This window comes from Denitrobaculum tricleocarpae (assembly GCF_007004665.1).
GTDB lineage: Bacteria > Pseudomonadota > Alphaproteobacteria > Kiloniellales > Kiloniellaceae > Denitrobaculum > Denitrobaculum tricleocarpae.
Genome location: NZ_ML660065.1, coordinates 33,777 through 48,885, shown reverse-complemented (window position 1 = coordinate 48,885; position 15,109 = coordinate 33,777). Strand labels below are relative to the sequence as shown.

Genomic DNA, 15,109 nt, shown 5'->3' with positions numbered 1-15,109 from the left:
GCGATGGCTGGTCCGCTGCCAAGGACCTTCGTGGGGCAAAGCGATCCCAATGTAATCGCCCTGCTGAGTCTCAAACTCCTTCTTCTGGCATTCTTCATTTTGCTCAACGCCCTCTCGGTGATTGAGGAGGATAAGCAGCGCGTCGTTATCGACAGCGTGAGCCAGGCCTTTGACGGCCGCATTCAAGCCTACAAAAATCTTTCCGAACAGGCTGCAGGGTCCGGACAGCTCTCAGGCGCCCGGGAACTGGCGAACGAACTCGCCGATCTCCTGGATACGACCCTGCCGGCGATCCGCCTCAACGAAGGGGCGCGCAACAGCGAAGTCCGGGTCGAGTTACCTTCCAGCATGCTGTTTGCACGCAATGCGACCGAATTGAATCCAGGCCGTGATCTTCTTTTGCAGCGGCTGAGCAAGGCGCTGCTAGCAGCAGGCACGAAGGGTAATGCGTTTCTGGTGGAGGTACGGCACGGCGTTCCCGAGGACGCACTTGCGCGCCTGGATGGGGCGCAGGAGCGCTCCGTCGAATTGCGGCGTCTTGGGGAACTTGCACGGCACCTCGCCAACGCCGGTCTGCCGGTCGAGCGCGTTTCGACGGGGCTCGAGGTTGGCCGGCCCGGTGCGATCTTCCTGAATTTCCGCAGTGTCGAGGTTCCTGCGGACGAGGCTGGAACCCCTGCGGCCGGCAATCCCCAAGCTGGCGCGGAGACGCAGCCATGACCCAAGCGGACCTCAACAGCGAAGAAACCTTGAAGGTGAAGGTGCAGCCGCTGCGGATGTCACGCCCAGCCTCAACCGCGGCTGCACGCCCGGCCGCGTCGCCGAACGCTTGGATGGTAACCTTTACAGATCTGGTCGCGTTGATGCTGACGTTTTTCGTTCTCTTGTATTCGATGTCCAGCCTCGACCTGGTGAAGTGGCAAAACCTGACCGGTTCCCTGGCGGAGAGTCTGGATAGCGTCGAGGACTCCACGGTCGTTGAACCCAAGTCGCAATTGGACATTGTGCCCGTCAAGTCCATACCCGGAACCGATCTGGACTATCTGGCGAATGTCCTTTCGGAACGCTTGGAAGAAGATGCGGTTTTGCGAGGCGCGGACTTTGTCAATCTCGGTGATCGCCTGATCGTGTCTTTGCCCGATGCGCTCGTCTTCGAGGGACAGTCCAATGAACTTGGCGCGGCGGCGGAACGCACGATGTTGGCCTTAGGCGGGCTTTTTCGGAGCCTTTCGAACAGCGTCGAAATTGTCAGCTATCCAATCGACGACCTGGACCCGGGCGCTGTTGGCGCAGAGCGAGAAGCCGTTTGGACGCAAACCCTCGGACGCTCGATCCGTCTGGCGCGCCTGCTGGAAGACACGGGCTATTCGGGAAGCATTCGCCCGCGCGGTGTCGCGCTGACACCCCAAGCATTCGACACTCAGTCACCGGAGGCCGATGCGACCGGGCAGGGGGCTCGGGCTTCGGTGCAGCGCCGCTTTGATGTGGTTCTGCTCGATACCGCGGGGGAGAGATGATGCGCGGTCTGCGTTTTGCCCGGCTTTGGCTGGCGTTTTTCCTGCTGACGGCAACCTCGGCATTTGGTCTCGCCGCAGAGACCATTACGGTCCGTGGCGGTGTTCATCCGGACTTTGCCCGGATTGTGTTTGATACGCCGCCCGAAGCGCCCTTCACCGTCCAGGCCGAGAAGGACGCGGTTGTGGTCCGATTTCAAGTTGGCGCCGAGTACGACTTGTCCGCTGCCCAGAAGGCTTTGTTCCGGTACATCGGCGCGGCGACGGTCAGCGCTGAAGGGCGTGAAGTCCGCTTTCCCTTCAAGAGAGAATTCGACGTCCGGTCCGCGCGGATCGACGGCAAAGTCGTGGTCGACCTCTACGCACAGAAGGCAGCTGACCGGCGCGTCCGGGTGCGGGCAGGTGAGCACCCGACCTACAGCCGCATCGTGTTCGATTGGGACAAGCCGGTTGCGGCGCGCCTGGAGCAGTCTGAGGGCGAGGCCACTATCGTGTTCGATCAGGCGGCGGAGTTTGGCCTGGAGCGCGTGCAAAGGAATTTACCGGCTGGAATCACTCGCGTTTCCGTCCCGAAGTCTGATAAAGGCAGCAGGGTCGCGATTCAGGCCTCTGAGAACTCAACCTTCCGGCTCTTTCGCGATGGTAACAAAGCCGTCCTGGACGTAACACGCCCAACGCAAAAACAAGCGGCCGAAGCCAATAAGGCTGAACCTGAACAGACTGAGGGCAAGTCGCTCGTAAACACGGCTGCTCCCAAGGCGACTGCAAGTGCCGAAAAGCCTGAAGATCCCAAGGCGTCTGCGGTCGATAAACCGACATCTCTTCTGCCACAAAAGCCGCAGGTTGATTCAACTGGACCGGCCGGCGTTGCACCGGATGCTTCCGCAGCACAAGGCAACGCTCCAACACCAAGCGCCGCTACAAACCAGGCGACCGCAACAAAAGACGCTGATGCCAATCCGCTCGAGCAGGAAGACAAGAAAGCCGTCAACCGGCCTGCCCGCCAGGAGACGGCGGCGGAGGCCCGACTGGCCAAGGGCGTAGTGCGTTTTGCGACGCCCGAGAGTATTCGCGCGGCTGCCGCAGCACAGCGGGCAGGTGCTCCGATACCTGAAGATAATCTTGTCACTCTTGATGCCTTCAGGACCGAGCTCAATGTCGAGGCGGCACTCGCTCAGGGCCAGGATGTCGGTGGTGATGCCGGACTCGTGATGCTGGCAGACGATCCCGACCTGCCACTGCTTACACCGGCTCCAGGAAAGGCGCCGGAACCCATCGAGCCGACTGTGCTCAAGTTCGGCTGGGATCGCGAAACCGGCGCGGCCGCTTTTCAGCGCGGCAACCGTCTCTGGCTGGTTTTCGACCGGCTTGGGCCTTTCGACCTGACCCGGCAACTGCGCAGGATTGCGCCGCATCTGGAGCCAATCGACCGTGTGCCGGTCCAGGGCGGTACGGCCGTGCGATTGACGCTTCCGCCGCTTTTCGCGCCGCGTTTGGCCTTTGACGACAATGTCTGGACTGTCGATATCAGACGGCGCGTGCCATTGCCCGAAGACGCCGTTTCGGTATCTGTCACCACGGGGGCAAAGGGACCAGAAGTCGTTTTCACGCGTGGCGATGCCCGGACTCTCTTATCGATCGCCGACCCTGATCTGAATGACCGCATCATCGTTGCGCCGGTCCGTCAGCCCGGCCTTGGGGTGGCATCCGTACAACAGTTCGCGCAGTTCAGGGCTCTTGTCAGCTATCAGGGCGTGGTGCTGCAGCCGACTGCTGAAGGCCTTGCCATGAGCCTCGAGAAGCGAGGCGTCGTGGTCTCGGGACGTGAGCCGCTCCAGGTCTCCGGTTCCGACGCCCGCGCCTTGCCCAGCACTGGAGAACGTAACCCGCTCGCGGGCGGATCAATGTTCGATCTGGAGCAGGCCCGGCGTGGAGGTGACGAGGAATTCACCGCCAACAAGCAGGAACTGCAGCGCGATGTGGTGCGCAGGGACGCAAACAAGGTCGGGATCGCGCGGCTGGATCTGGCGCGCTTTTACTTCGGCCACGGCCGGGCGCCTGAAGCGCTTGGAATGCTGCGTCTGCTCGACGCGGAAAATCCCGCCCTCGCGACGGACCCGGAAGTGGTGATGATGAAGGGGGCCAGCCAGTTTCTGACCGATAACTTCGATGAAGCCGCTCGCAACCTGGCGCACCCGGCCTTGGTCGGCGAACGGGAGGCGGTGCTGTGGCAGTCGGCTCTCGCGGCAAAAGATCAGGACTGGGAAGCGGCCGCGACCGGCTTTGCCGAGACGGACGATCTCATTGATCAATACGCGCGTCCGGTGCGGACCCGGCTGCGTCTCCTGGAGGCCGAAGCCAGTCTGGCCACCGGCGACACTGGCGGGGCAAGCCTTCAACTGCGCAAGATTGAGGCGGACGAGCCGACCGAAGCTGAACTGGCGCAAGTCGGTTATCTTCGGGGCCGGCGCTTGCTGCTGGATGGCGAAGAAGAGGAAGCAGAAAAACTCTGGAAGCAGATTGCGCGCAACCGGCACCGGCCCTCCAGCGCCCGCGCCCGGCTCGCGCTGGTCGATATGGGGCTTAATAAAGAGACCATTACGGACACGGAAGCCATCGACGAGCTTGAGAACCTCCGTTTTGCCTGGCGCGGTGATAAGTTCGAGTTTGCGCTCTTGCGCCGCCTCGGGGATCTCTATCTGGCCGGGGGCGACTATCGCCAGGGCCTGAAATCCATGCGGCAGGCCGCTTCGCACTTTCCATCCTCGAAGCGGTCCGAAGAGGTGACGCGGCGCATGCAGCAGGAGTTCAAGGATCTTTACCTTAGCGAAAAGGGGCAGGACGTGCAGGCGGTGACTGCTGTGGCCCTTTACGAAGAATACAAAGAGCTGACGCCGCCGGGCGAGGAAGGTGATGCGATTATTACCAAGCTGGCGGACCGCCTTGTCGAGGTCGACCTTCTGGAGCGCGCCGGAGACCTGCTGGAAGATCAGGTCACTTATCGTCTCAAGGGCGAAGAGAAGGCCAAGGTCGCAGCCCGCGCCGCGCTGATCCGCTTGCTTGAACGCAAACCTGAAGACGCCTTACGGCTGCTGGCCGAAAGCGAAAGCGATGAGCTTCCGGGTGGGCTCGTGCAGCAGCGCCGCCACCTGCAGGCGCGCGCTCTGGCCGAGGCGGAGCGGGAAGATGAGGCATTGGCATTGCTGGAGGGTGACACCGCCTCGGATGCCCTGCAGCTTCGCGCGGAGATCCTCTGGAAGCAGCGGAACTGGAAAGATGCGGGCCTCGCTTTGGCGCGTCTGGTGCCGGCCGAGCCCCCCAAACGGGAGCTGTCCAATAAAGAGGCGCTTGCGGTGCTGAATCTTGCGGTCGCGCTCACCCTCGCGGACGACCGTCCTGCACTGGAGCTCCTGGCGGAGAGCTATCGCGATCCCATGGACGAGACGCCTCAGGCAGAATCCTTCGCGCTGCTGTCGGGCGATCTGATCGGTAACGATGTGAAGTCGATCACCGAAGAGCTTGCCCAGATCGGTCAGATCCAGGACTTCGTGACGAGCTACCGCCAGCAACTCAACTCCACGCAGTTGAGCGAACTGGAATAGTTGAAGGACGAATCACTGAAGTCGTGGAGGGCCTCACGTGGTTTCCAAAGAAGATACTCACTCGGCCGATAAGCCGAACTCCGCTGATGTATTCCTTCGATTTGTTATCCAACGAAATCATCCCGAGTCAGGCGTTTTCTTGGGCGTATTTGGTGCAGCCTACGAACTCTTGGATGATAACACGACACCACACTGGGATAACGAGAGAATTACTGCTCTATTGTGTTGGTTTGGCGAAAACCTTGCACGGCCAACCCGCTTCAATCGCACAAAGTCAAAGGGTCATTACCACAGATCGGCAAAGGGCATTTCATGGCTGAAGTCGTCGGCGCAGGATCACATCAGTAAAATGCGCGAACTCATCACTTTGCTTGAGAGTTATGGTCATGTGACGGAGCAGATAAGGACACAGCGGCCAGGTTACATCGTCTATGAGGATGAATACCAGATTGTTGCCGAACCCTTCTCGGATACATTCCAGTCATGAGAATCTGTTGCTCTTGTGCAAGGGAAGATTGCGCCTCAATCCGCACGATGCCGCAGGATAGTGTGTTCAGATGAGTGATACACTTTTCGATGATAATGCGAATCAAATCGAGATGGCATTCAAGTCAGTGGGTATGACTAGTGGCAACTAAAAATTGTATATAGTTGTATTATTTCTCTAATTTTAACTTATGCTGTGTTATTCGGATACCACCTGAAGGGAGTGTCCGGATATGGGTATTTTTCGGTTTGGTGTAAGTATCTTCGCGAACCTCATCATGACGGTGGTTGGCGGTTTCTTGCTTTATTTCGGAAGCATGAGCCTCGTCATAACAGCATTGGTTTTCTTCGTTCAGGACACCGAGATACTGGACACTGAGTTCACGGCCAGGGAAGCACTTGCCACTATGAATGCCGGCCCGATGGATCTTTTTGCAGATCTGACGCCCTGGCTGATCATGTTCGGTCAACTTCTTATCGGTTTGCCGCTTGTCGTCTTCGGCATTCGCGGAATCCTGAAACGCTTGCAGGCAGGTGTACCGGACGAAGACGATGGTCTGCCAAAAACCTCGCTCGGGCGGATCGGTAACACCCTGGTGTTTCTCGCCGGCGGGCTCATCGGACTTAAGCTCATGATTTTTGCCATGCTTGATGTGGCGGATCATTTGCATGTCGCCGCGAGCTACGTTCGCGCCCAGGCTGTAGTCGAGAAAACCTGGAAATCCCTCGGCGTGGAAGACGAGCAGCGTGGTGCCTACTATAGTGTCTATCGCTTCCGTACCCCTTCAGGTGAGGTCTTTAAATCAAAAATCAGAGTCCCGCACCATGCCGGCAATCACTTTGTCGAAGGCAACCGGGTTTGGATAAAATACTTGCCGAGCAATCCCAGTGTTACAGCATGGGAAGCCGGCCAATCGCTCTCGGACTTTATTTTGCCCCTGTTGTTTTACGCTGTGCTCGTGGTGGGTGGCTTCTGGGGAGTGAAGATAAACCTGTTCGGCGTGTCTAAAGCCGCTTAGCGCGGTAGCCTTGCCTGCGTCCGTGCGATCAGCGCTCATCCTGGACAATGCGACCGTCCTCCATGGTGATAATCCGGTCTGCCAGATTGAGAATGCGATTATCGTGAGTGACCATCAATGTCGTTGTCTGCCGGACCCTGCCCAGGTCTTTCAGGAGCTTAACAACCTGATAGCCGCTCTCCTTATCGAGCGCGGCCGTCGGCTCGTCCGCGAATACGATCTCCGGATTTCCGACAAGAGCCCGTGCAATCGCCACTCTTTGTTTTTGCCCTCCCGATAGATTGCCAGGCAGGTAGTCGAGACGCTCTCCCAGCCCCAACAGCCGCAAAAGATGACTTGAAGCCTCATACCAGTTCCGCATCGCCGCCGGGCCGTGAACTTCCAGCGCCATGCGCACATTCTGCATTGCGGTCAGGCTTTCGTGCAGATTGTGAGCCTGGAAAATGAATCCGACCTGCCGGCGGCAGGCCACGAGCAGCTCTTCACTTGCGCTGTTCAGTTCCTTGCCCAGCAGCCGGACACTGCCCTCGTGGACCTCCCGGAGGCAGCCTACGAGCGTAAGGAGCGTGGTTTTTCCCGATCCTGACGGGCCCATCAGAATAACCAGTTCACCCCGTTCGATCTCAAGGTTTACATCGTACAGTGCCTGTTTCCGTGCTTCCCCTTGGCCGAACCAGTAATCAAGGTTTTGAACGGCGATTGGAGCGGCGCGCTGACCACGGCCTGGTTCCGTCATAAGATGAGACGCCGGGGAAGCAATCATGGCGGCTCCTAGAAAAGATCTGCCGGATCGGCACCGGCGAGCCGCCGGGTCGCAATGGCGCCCGAGATCACGCACATCAGGATCGTTCCTGCCAACACGAAAAGCGGCCGCAGGCCGGACATGACCACCGGCAGGCCGGTTGCGATGGAAACCAGCTCATAGAACCCCAGTGCAATGAGCAGGCCGGGCACGAAGCCGAAGAGCGCCAGTATCAGGGCCTCCTCAAAGACGATCCCTAGAAAGAAGCTTTGACGATAACCGACGGCTTTCAGCGTTGCATATTCACCCAGGTGATCGGTGACATCCGTAGAGAGCACCTGGTAGACGATGATAATGCCTACAAGGACACCGATGATGATGCCGAAGCCGAAAACAACGCCGATGGGACGTTCGGTGGTTTGATATTTCTGATCGTCGGCAGCAGCTTGGGCCAGAGTCCGCACGATACTGTCGCTGCTCGGAAGCCTATCGCGGAGACCTGTGACAACTGCGTCAGGGTGGCTGCCCGGTTCCACGTTAATCGCGATGTGGGTCGGCGCACCGGGAACACGTGCGGGAAACAGCCGCAGGAATGTCTGGTCCGAGACGATCATGTAGCCATCGGCTTCGAATCCCGAACCGACTTCGAAGGTTTCAGCCAAGGTCAGAGTCCGGTCGTTGATTTCCCGCAGAACCGGCGTGCCGCCATCGATCTCGTCAAACACAGCCCGTTCCATATTTCGGGTCTTGCGGTCGATCAAGGCATAATCGAGAAGTTTCAACTGCTCAAGCGCCCTGTTGATCCTTTCGGATGCGAAGATCTTTTTGCCGGGATCGACGCCGAAGACGTGCAGGCTGACCGCATTCCCGTCCTTGGGTTGCCAGTCTATCTTGCCGAGGTGAATGGCTGCGGCGTCGGCGACACCGGGAGCAGCCAGGGCCTGGTAAAGACGTTGCCGTGGCAGGTTGCTTCCGTCCGACAGGGTATTCGCGTCCGAAGCCGAGATCAGGATGTCCGAGGCGAACAAACCATAGGGTAGTTTTGTGCCCTCCATCAGTGCCCCCAGGAACCCAAGCTGCATGAAGATCAGGATGTTGGCGAAGGCAACGCCTGCGATCGCGGCGGCGAAGCGTGTCCGGTTGTGGATGAGCTGCAGCCAGCCGATGGGCAGACGCCCGAACAGGACCGTCAAAAGGCGTGTCATGGATTGCCGCCGGGGTCTCTGGTAGCGGGGTCTCTGGTGCCGGGGTTGTCGCCGCCAGGGCCTAGGCCAATGAGATCTTCGCCACTAAGATTTGCGCCAACCGCGATCCGGGCAATAACCTGCAGGTTCGTGTAACGCGACGCGGTTGCGGAGGAAGCGGGATCAAGAGCTACGGTCACCTCGATGACGCGCGCGTCCGTATTGGCGGCGGGGTCGTCGTCAATCAATGTCTGCCGGCCGATTTCCAGGCCGATCTTCGAAACTCTGCCGGTTAACGGCGTGGTCAGGGCGTCGGCATCGATCGTCACCCGGTCGTTCAACGAGACGGCACTGATCTGGGCTTGATAAATCTCCACCTCAGCGGTCATCCGATCGATGTTTCCGATGTTGAGGACGCCTTCCGGGCCGGGTTTTTCGCCTTCCTGCAGGTGGATCTTCAAGACCACGCCGGACAACGGCGCGCGGATGTAGGCTCGTTCCAGGTCCTGAATACGCCGGGCCAGGTCGATGTTTGCCGCTTCCAGATTGCGTCGCGCGACGACCACGTCGACCTGTTGTCCGATGTCGTCGGTTTGATAGCGCGAGAGTGTTGCAATGGCCCGGTCCACCTCCCGACGCGCCTGATCGTGGGTTGCGAGCCGTTGATCGAGTGTTGCCTGGGAGATGACTTTCCGTTCCACCAGCACCCGGCCGCGTTCGTATTCCTGTTTCGCATTCACCGCCGCCGCCTCGGCCTGCGCCAAAACGGCTTCGGCCTCCTCAATGCTGGCGCGGACAGAGGTCCGGGTTTGTGCCAGCGTCGCTCTTTGCACAGAGACGCTTGCCTTCGCGGCCTCGGCCAGGGCCAGGAGTTCAGGCTCGTTATCCAGGACGGCGAGGATTTCGCCGCGTTCAACACGATCGCCTTCTTCCACCTTCAGCACAGCAATCTTTGCATCGTTTGAGCCAAAAGGAGGCGCCAGGGTGACGATGTCCCCGTCCGGAAGCAGCCGCCCCAGGCCGACGACCACCTGCGGTCCGGGCGCTATCCCTGACAGCGGGCCGGTGGCTGCAATCGCACCGGCGCCGTTACCTTTTTGAGCCGGTACCGCGATTGGCGTGCTCGTTCCAGCGCCGGGCTCGAGATTGAGCAGTTCCATCGCTTTTTGAAGGCCGGGCGGCTGAAAATAGAGGCCGATCACGCCACCGGTTGCGACAAGAAGCAGGATCAAGGGCACGTATCGCAGCAGGCCCAGCGAGGTCAAAAACCGCGAAGTGGGGGTAGGGGCGCCGAAACCTTGCCCGGGCGCAGACCCATGCTTGATGATAGGCAGGGGCAGATCCTGCTTGTCCGTCGGCGGAGCGCTGGTCTCGCGCTCGGGCGCAGCCTGGGGTTCTATCTTCTGCCGGATCGGGCTATCCATCTCGTGCGACCTCTTGTATGGCGGCCAAGTCGCCGTAAATCACTATTAATGACTTTTGAGTCATTAATATATAGGATCGGAACCGATAACTGGCAATGATTGAAAAAAACGAACAGGCTGCCGAGGGCGAGCCTGGGAAATCAGATCGGATGAACACGCCAAAAACGAGGCGTCGGCGGAAGGCCGCACGGCCCGCGGAAATTATCGAGGCCGGCCTTCAGGAGTTTGCGGAGCGCGGCTTTGCCGGGGCGCGTTTGGAAGATGTCGCCGCCAGGGCCGGGGTCGTGAAAGGAACGATCTACCGCTACTTCGAGAGCAAGGAGGCGCTGTTTGAAGCGGCTGTGCATTCACGGATTGTGCCGATACTGGATGAGGTTGGGGGACTCGTTGATGCTTACACCGGTTCAACCGAGGATCTTTTGCGGATGGTCCTGCAGAGAATTTACGAGCGGATCGTCACCTCCGATGCGCCGGTCCTGATGCGCATCATCATCGCCGAAGGTAACCGCTTTCCTCAGATAACAGGCTACTACCATCGAACCACGCTCTCGAAAGGGCAGGCGCTTCTGAAACGGATTGTCGACCGCGGTATTGCAAACGGCGAGTTTAGGGCCGGGCCCGCCACGGAACTCCCGATCGTCCTGATGGCACCGGCCATCGTCGCGGCAATTTGGAGAATGACGTTTGAACGTCATCAGCCCGTCGGGTCCGAAAAATTCCTGGAGGCCCATCTCGATCTGGTTCTGAACAGCCTCAAGCAGCGCTAAAGAGTGTCGCTGCGCAATGAGGTGTCTGCGGGACCAAGCGGAGCTGATCCCAGCTTTGCTAACCGAAACTCTTCACCAGACTTCCCGATACGAGATACCAGCCATCGACCAGGACGAAAAAGATCAGCTTGAAGGGCAAGGAGATCACGATCGGCGGCAGCATCATCATACCCATCGACATCAGGATTGAAGCGATCACCATGTCGATGATGATGAAGGGCAGGAACAGCAGGAACCCGATCTCGAAGGCGCGGCGCAGCTCACTGATCATGAAGGCCGGGATCAAGGCGCGCATCGGTGTGTCCTCGGCGGTCTCAATCTCGCCGATGTCCCCCAGTTCGATGAAGAGCTTGAGGTCCTGCTCGCGTACGTGAGACAGCATGAAGTCGCGCACCGGCACCACACCGCGCTCGACGGCCTCCATTTCAGTGATTTCCTCCTCGATCAGGGGTTCGATGGCCTGATCGTAGACTGCCTCCATGGTCGGCATCATGATGAATGCGGTGAGAAACAGGGCCAGGCTGACCAGCACTGTGTTCGGCGGGGTCTGCTGAATGCCCATGGCGCTTCGCAGGAACGACAAGACCACAACGATCCGCGTGAAGGAGGTCACCATCATCAGGATTGCAGGCGCGAGGCTCAGGATCGTGATCAGGGCGACGATCTGAAGGATCCGGCCGGTGCTTGATCCCACGGAATCGCCCCCAAGATCGAGAGACAACTCCTGTGCCATGGCCGGCAGAGAGAGCAGGCTGAACGCCAGAGCCAGGGAGACTGCGGGCAGAAGCGAGCGCAAAACGATCATGCCTGACCCCCTTCTTGTGAGATTGCCGGGGGAACGTCGTTTTCTACGACAAGCGTGTTGGCCGGCCCGATCATCAAGAGGTGCTCGATCCCGTCGCGTTTGACCAGCACCAGTTTGTGACGTCCGTCGATCGGACGGACTTCGGTAACCGAGAGGCGTTGTTTCTGCCCCGCCTGAATGATCATCCGACCGCCAAAACCGAACCGCCGGGCCAGAAGAGCGAGGCCGCCGATCAGGCCGAGGACAAAAATCAGGGCCAAAACAAAGCGCAGGTATACTTCTAAATCCATGACGCCAATTCAGAGACTTGATGTTTTCCGGGAGTGGGACTCTTGCAGTCGATGTATGGGACTGTTGTCGTCAAGGTGCCTTGCCGTAGGCGGAGACCGCACGCTGCCGCTCAGAGAGATCCTTGAGCTCGTTGCGGATAATGACCAGCCCCTGATTGAGCTTGTCCGAGAGTGTGGAGAGTTCTTCGACCAGACCAATGACGTCACTCTGCACGGCGTCGCTCTCGTCCTTGGGGAGCGCCGCCAATGCTGCGCAAAGAGAGTCAACCTCGGCCTGCACAGGCAGTAGGTCGATCACGTCGCCTTTCTCGGCGGCCTCGATGCCGCGGCGAATCTTGTGACGCAGATCACGGGCGGATTCTGTGACTTGAGCAAGGTTTGTCATGAGCTGCTTTCCGGAGCTGAGGGCTGTTCTGCGCGATAGATGTAGCTGAGGATGTTGGCGACCGCGGTGAGTGCCTCGAGCGGGATCTCGCTTTCCACCTCGACCGCAGATAGGATTGTTGCGAGGTCCGCATCGCTGCGCACTTTTACACCATGCTCGAACGCGAGCTGGAGAATCTGCTCGGCAACTTCGCCGGTGCCTTTTGCGATCACCTGGGTGGCTTGTGCCTTTCCGCCCCTGGAGTTCAGCGCGATCGCCAAAGACTGTGATTCGGGCGCTTGGGCAGCGCTATCCGCCGGCGGAGCCGTGACCGTGCTCGGGGGAGAGGGCGCCGTGCCGCGCGGTGTATCTGGCTGCTTGGCCAAATCAACTTCCTGTAAAGCGAGTGCGCGATTTCTGTCGCTGCACCTCGGATGATCCTGAGTCGATTATCAACGGTTATGCTTAACGAATGGTTTAACGAATCGGCTATGCTGCTGATTCGCATCTGTTTTTGGGATGATCTGTCGTTGCGGTCATTCATCCCGGGGGCCAATCCCGACAAAGGGGCAGGGGATTTTGTGAAAACCGCCGTCTCAGATTGCCATGCAAAGATCTCTGCAGGCGCTTCGTCAGGCGGTGGAAGACGCCGGGACGGGCAAAAGGAAATTTGATGGAGAGTTCGGTTTATGCCCGGAAATCAACGCAGGTCAGGGCATCAAAACATGCTTTTACGGGCGGAAAACAGCCGTCAGAGGGTCATGATCCCTTATCGTCACTCGGCGTGTCGTCGTTTTCAATTCCCGCGATGGAGAGGGCAAGGGCTTCACTGCCGGCAGCAGCGGCACGGTTTTCTTCCTGAATCCGTTCGTAGATCTCGCGTCGCAGTACGGTCGCATCTTCCGGGAATGTGAACCCGAGCTTGATCGACTTGCCACGAATATCAACGACGGTGACTTCAATATTGTCGTTGATGATCACGGATTCGCCGATTTTCCGCGTTAAATAAAGCATCGGCTTCGCAAAAACTCCCTGCCCCTAGCCGGATTCTGACCGGCCCCCGAACCATACTCTAATACGCGGATTGTTCCATAACAAGCGAACCCTTTTTACCGAATCTTAACACGAGGTAGTGGAAAATTAAGACAAATCCAATCTAATGGTCGCGAAAACAGGTTTGTGTGGGCGCTATGGACGGCAAACTCAGCATCACAGATGTGATCGCCAAACGCATGCAATGGCTGACCGCGCGTCAGAATGTGCTGACGAAGAATATCGCCAATGCGGATACGCCGAAATACATCCCCCACGATCTGAAAGACGGTTCCTTCCAGCGCGCGGTGGCCAGGCAATCGCAGCCCATACGGCCCGCGGCGACCAACAGCAGTCACATTCAGGGCGTGTCCATGGGCGGGTCCGATGGCAGGGCACGTGAGCAGGAAGAGCTCTACGAAACGGCGCCTGCCGGAAACGCTGTGGTGATTGAGGAACAGCTGGTCAAGATGACCCAGAACCAGACCGACTTTCAGACCATGACGCAGCTCTACCGCAAGCACGTCGCGATGATCAGAATGGCGTTAAAGGGGTCCGCATAACGTGCTGGTTTAAAGAGAATTTCGTAAGCAGCCGGCTGCGGAGACCGGCGGCTCCGGCATCCGAGCTTTCCGGTTGAGCCGGGCAGAGGAGAGAAAATGGATCTGTTCAAGACATTGCATATTGCCGCTTCGGGGATGCGGGCGCAGGGCACTCGTCTGCGTGTGATTGCCGAGAACGTGGCGAATGCCGAGTCGCTTGCACAGACGCCGGGCGGCCAGCCGTATCGCCGCAAACTGGTCTCTTTCGCCAACGCCATGGACCGGGAACTCGGCGCCGAGACCGTCCGGGTCCGCAAAATCATGACCGATAAGAGCGAATTTTCGCGGGCCTACCAGCCTGGTCATCCTGCGGCCGACGACGATGGTTATGTGCTGCGTCCGAATGTGAACACCCTGATCGAGATGACGGATATGCGTGAAGCACAGCGCAGTTACGAGGCGAATCTTAAGGCAATCGAGGCTTCCCGGAGCATGCTTCAGAAGACCTTGCAGATCTTGTCGTGATACCCGGACTTTAGAGCCCGCGCAGACTGATATGGCCGCCAGGAAGGCGGCTTTGAATGAGCCATGAAGGCGGATGCGACTGCCCCAAAAGAACTTTGGGCACGGAGTTGATCATGCCAGTGAATTTTACCGATGCCATCGGCGCCTATCAGAAGGTAGCGGGCAAGGATTCCATTAAGCCGCTTGATTCAGGCGCCATGACGCCGAAGCAGGACTTCGCTTCAACGCTGCGCGGAATGGCCGACGAGGTTGTCGGCACCTTGAATGAAGGTGAGACGCAGAGCCTGAAGGCCGCTGCCGGGACCGCTGACCTGACGGACGTCGTGACGGCGATGTCCAAGGCCGAGGTCACCTTGCAGACTGTCGTCACGGTGCGCGACCGTGTTGTCCAGGCCTACCAGGAGATATTGCGCATGCCGATCTGAAGGCATGTTTCCACCCAAGTCTCCAGGCCGGTTTCTTTCACAGTCCGACACCCCGTCCGGCTTTTCCTCGCGTCCAGATTTGTATTTCTCCGGCGCCTCTCTCTTTGAGAAAAAACAGCATGAATCCAGTTGAAGTCATCGAGGTCTCCAGGGAAGCGATCTACGTGACCCTGAAAGTCGGCGCACCGGGGATTTTGATCGCTCTGGGCGTCGGTCTTTTGATCGCGCTTTTCCAGGCACTCACGCAGATGCAGGAGATGACGCTCTCCTTCGTGCCCAAGATCGTCGCCGTATGTCTCGGAATTATTGTTTTCATGCCCTTCATGCTGGCAACCATGATGGCCTTCACCAAGACCTTGATGGACCGGATTGTCGCACTGGGGTAACG

At 58.8% G+C, this 15,109-nt stretch carries 18 protein-coding genes; 10 read left to right on the top strand and 8 right to left on the bottom strand.

Annotated features, from left to right (window positions below):
- Positions 1 to 3 precede the first annotated feature (3 nt).
- From FKG95_RS26910 to FKG95_RS26890, 5 genes are all read left to right on the top strand, one after another.
- Positions 4 to 720 carry a flagellar motor protein MotB gene (locus tag FKG95_RS26910; RefSeq protein ID WP_142899561.1) on the top strand — a complete coding sequence of 239 codons (717 nt, stop codon included), beginning with the start codon at positions 4 to 6 and terminating at the stop codon, positions 718 to 720.
- On the top strand, positions 717 to 1,517 hold the full coding sequence (locus FKG95_RS26905; RefSeq protein ID WP_142899560.1) for a flagellar motor protein MotB: 801 nt from the start codon (positions 717 to 719) through the stop codon (positions 1,515 to 1,517). The genes FKG95_RS26910 and FKG95_RS26905 overlap by 4 nt, the downstream gene beginning before the upstream one ends.
- Positions 1,514 to 5,116, top strand: a complete 3,603-nt coding sequence (locus tag FKG95_RS26900) for a hypothetical protein (RefSeq protein WP_142899559.1) — start codon at positions 1,514 to 1,516, stop codon at positions 5,114 to 5,116. The genes FKG95_RS26905 and FKG95_RS26900 overlap by 4 nt, the downstream gene beginning before the upstream one ends.
- Before the next feature lie 37 nt (positions 5,117 to 5,153).
- A complete protein-coding gene (locus FKG95_RS26895; protein ID WP_142899558.1) occupies positions 5,154 to 5,603 on the top strand; it encodes a hypothetical protein in 450 nt (149 codons plus the stop codon).
- Positions 5,604 to 5,835: 232 nt separating this feature from the next.
- Positions 5,836 to 6,621: a DUF3592 domain-containing protein gene (locus tag FKG95_RS26890; protein WP_142899557.1), complete on the top strand. Its 786-nt coding sequence runs from the start codon at positions 5,836 to 5,838 to the stop codon at positions 6,619 to 6,621.
- A 28-nt stretch (positions 6,622 to 6,649) separates the two neighbouring features.
- Here FKG95_RS26890 and FKG95_RS26885 read toward each other — a convergent pair whose 3' ends face one another.
- The 3 genes from FKG95_RS26885 to FKG95_RS26875 are packed head-to-tail and all read right to left on the bottom strand — an operon-like array spanning position 6,650 to position 9,971.
- Positions 6,650 to 7,384 carry an ATP-binding cassette domain-containing protein gene (locus tag FKG95_RS26885; RefSeq protein ID WP_142899556.1) on the bottom strand — a complete coding sequence of 245 codons (735 nt, stop codon included), beginning with the start codon at positions 7,382 to 7,384 and terminating at the stop codon, positions 6,650 to 6,652.
- An 8-nt stretch (positions 7,385 to 7,392) separates the two neighbouring features.
- Entirely contained in the window at positions 7,393 to 8,568 is a 1,176-nt protein-coding gene (devC, locus tag FKG95_RS26880) for an ABC transporter permease DevC (protein ID WP_142899555.1), read from the bottom strand.
- Positions 8,565 to 9,971 (bottom strand): HlyD family efflux transporter periplasmic adaptor subunit, encoded by a 1,407-nt coding sequence (locus tag FKG95_RS26875; RefSeq protein ID WP_142899554.1) that lies wholly within the window; start codon positions 9,969 to 9,971, stop codon positions 8,565 to 8,567. The genes devC and FKG95_RS26875 overlap by 4 nt, the downstream gene beginning before the upstream one ends.
- 149 nt (positions 9,972 to 10,120) lie before the next feature.
- Between FKG95_RS26875 and FKG95_RS26870 the strand changes: the two genes are divergently transcribed.
- Positions 10,121 to 10,738 carry a TetR/AcrR family transcriptional regulator gene (locus FKG95_RS26870; RefSeq protein ID WP_218940387.1) on the top strand — a complete coding sequence of 206 codons (618 nt, stop codon included), beginning with the start codon at positions 10,121 to 10,123 and terminating at the stop codon, positions 10,736 to 10,738.
- 58 nt (positions 10,739 to 10,796) lie between these two features.
- On the opposite strand, the gene fliP is transcribed toward FKG95_RS26870, so the two are convergent.
- The 5 genes from fliP to csrA form a co-directional block, all read right to left on the bottom strand.
- The gene (gene fliP / locus FKG95_RS26865) at positions 10,797 to 11,543 is read right to left on the bottom strand and encodes a flagellar type III secretion system pore protein FliP (RefSeq protein ID WP_142899552.1); all 747 of its coding nucleotides are present in this window, start codon (positions 11,541 to 11,543) and stop codon (positions 10,797 to 10,799) included.
- Complete coding sequence (locus tag FKG95_RS26860) at positions 11,540 to 11,833, bottom strand: flagellar biosynthetic protein FliO (RefSeq protein WP_142899551.1); 294 nt, start codon at positions 11,831 to 11,833, stop codon at positions 11,540 to 11,542. Before FKG95_RS26860 ends, fliP begins: the two co-directional genes overlap by 4 nt.
- 70 nt (positions 11,834 to 11,903) lie before the next feature.
- Positions 11,904 to 12,218, bottom strand: a complete 315-nt coding sequence (locus FKG95_RS26855; protein ID WP_142899550.1) for a hypothetical protein — start codon at positions 12,216 to 12,218, stop codon at positions 11,904 to 11,906.
- Positions 12,215 to 12,583 (bottom strand): EscU/YscU/HrcU family type III secretion system export apparatus switch protein, encoded by a 369-nt coding sequence (locus FKG95_RS26850; RefSeq protein ID WP_425456783.1) that lies wholly within the window; start codon positions 12,581 to 12,583, stop codon positions 12,215 to 12,217. The genes FKG95_RS26855 and FKG95_RS26850 overlap by 4 nt, the downstream gene beginning before the upstream one ends.
- 373 nt (positions 12,584 to 12,956) lie before the next feature.
- Entirely contained in the window at positions 12,957 to 13,211 is a 255-nt protein-coding gene (csrA, locus tag FKG95_RS26845) for a carbon storage regulator CsrA (RefSeq protein ID WP_142899549.1), read from the bottom strand.
- A 176-nt stretch (positions 13,212 to 13,387) separates the two neighbouring features.
- Here csrA and flgB point away from each other — a divergent pair, with 176 nt between their 5' ends.
- From flgB to fliQ, 4 genes are all read left to right on the top strand, one after another.
- A complete protein-coding gene (flgB, locus tag FKG95_RS26840) occupies positions 13,388 to 13,792 on the top strand; it encodes a flagellar basal body rod protein FlgB (protein ID WP_142899548.1) in 405 nt (134 codons plus the stop codon).
- 96 nt (positions 13,793 to 13,888) lie between these two features.
- Positions 13,889 to 14,296: a flagellar basal body rod protein FlgC gene (gene flgC / locus FKG95_RS26835; protein ID WP_142899547.1), complete on the top strand. Its 408-nt coding sequence runs from the start codon at positions 13,889 to 13,891 to the stop codon at positions 14,294 to 14,296.
- A 113-nt stretch (positions 14,297 to 14,409) separates the two neighbouring features.
- Entirely contained in the window at positions 14,410 to 14,721 is a 312-nt protein-coding gene (gene fliE / locus FKG95_RS26830) for a flagellar hook-basal body complex protein FliE (RefSeq protein ID WP_142899546.1), read from the top strand.
- Between the two features lie 119 nt (positions 14,722 to 14,840).
- Positions 14,841 to 15,107 (top strand): flagellar biosynthesis protein FliQ, encoded by a 267-nt coding sequence (fliQ, locus tag FKG95_RS26825; RefSeq protein WP_142899545.1) that lies wholly within the window; start codon positions 14,841 to 14,843, stop codon positions 15,105 to 15,107.
- Positions 15,108 to 15,109: the final 2 nt, after the last annotated feature.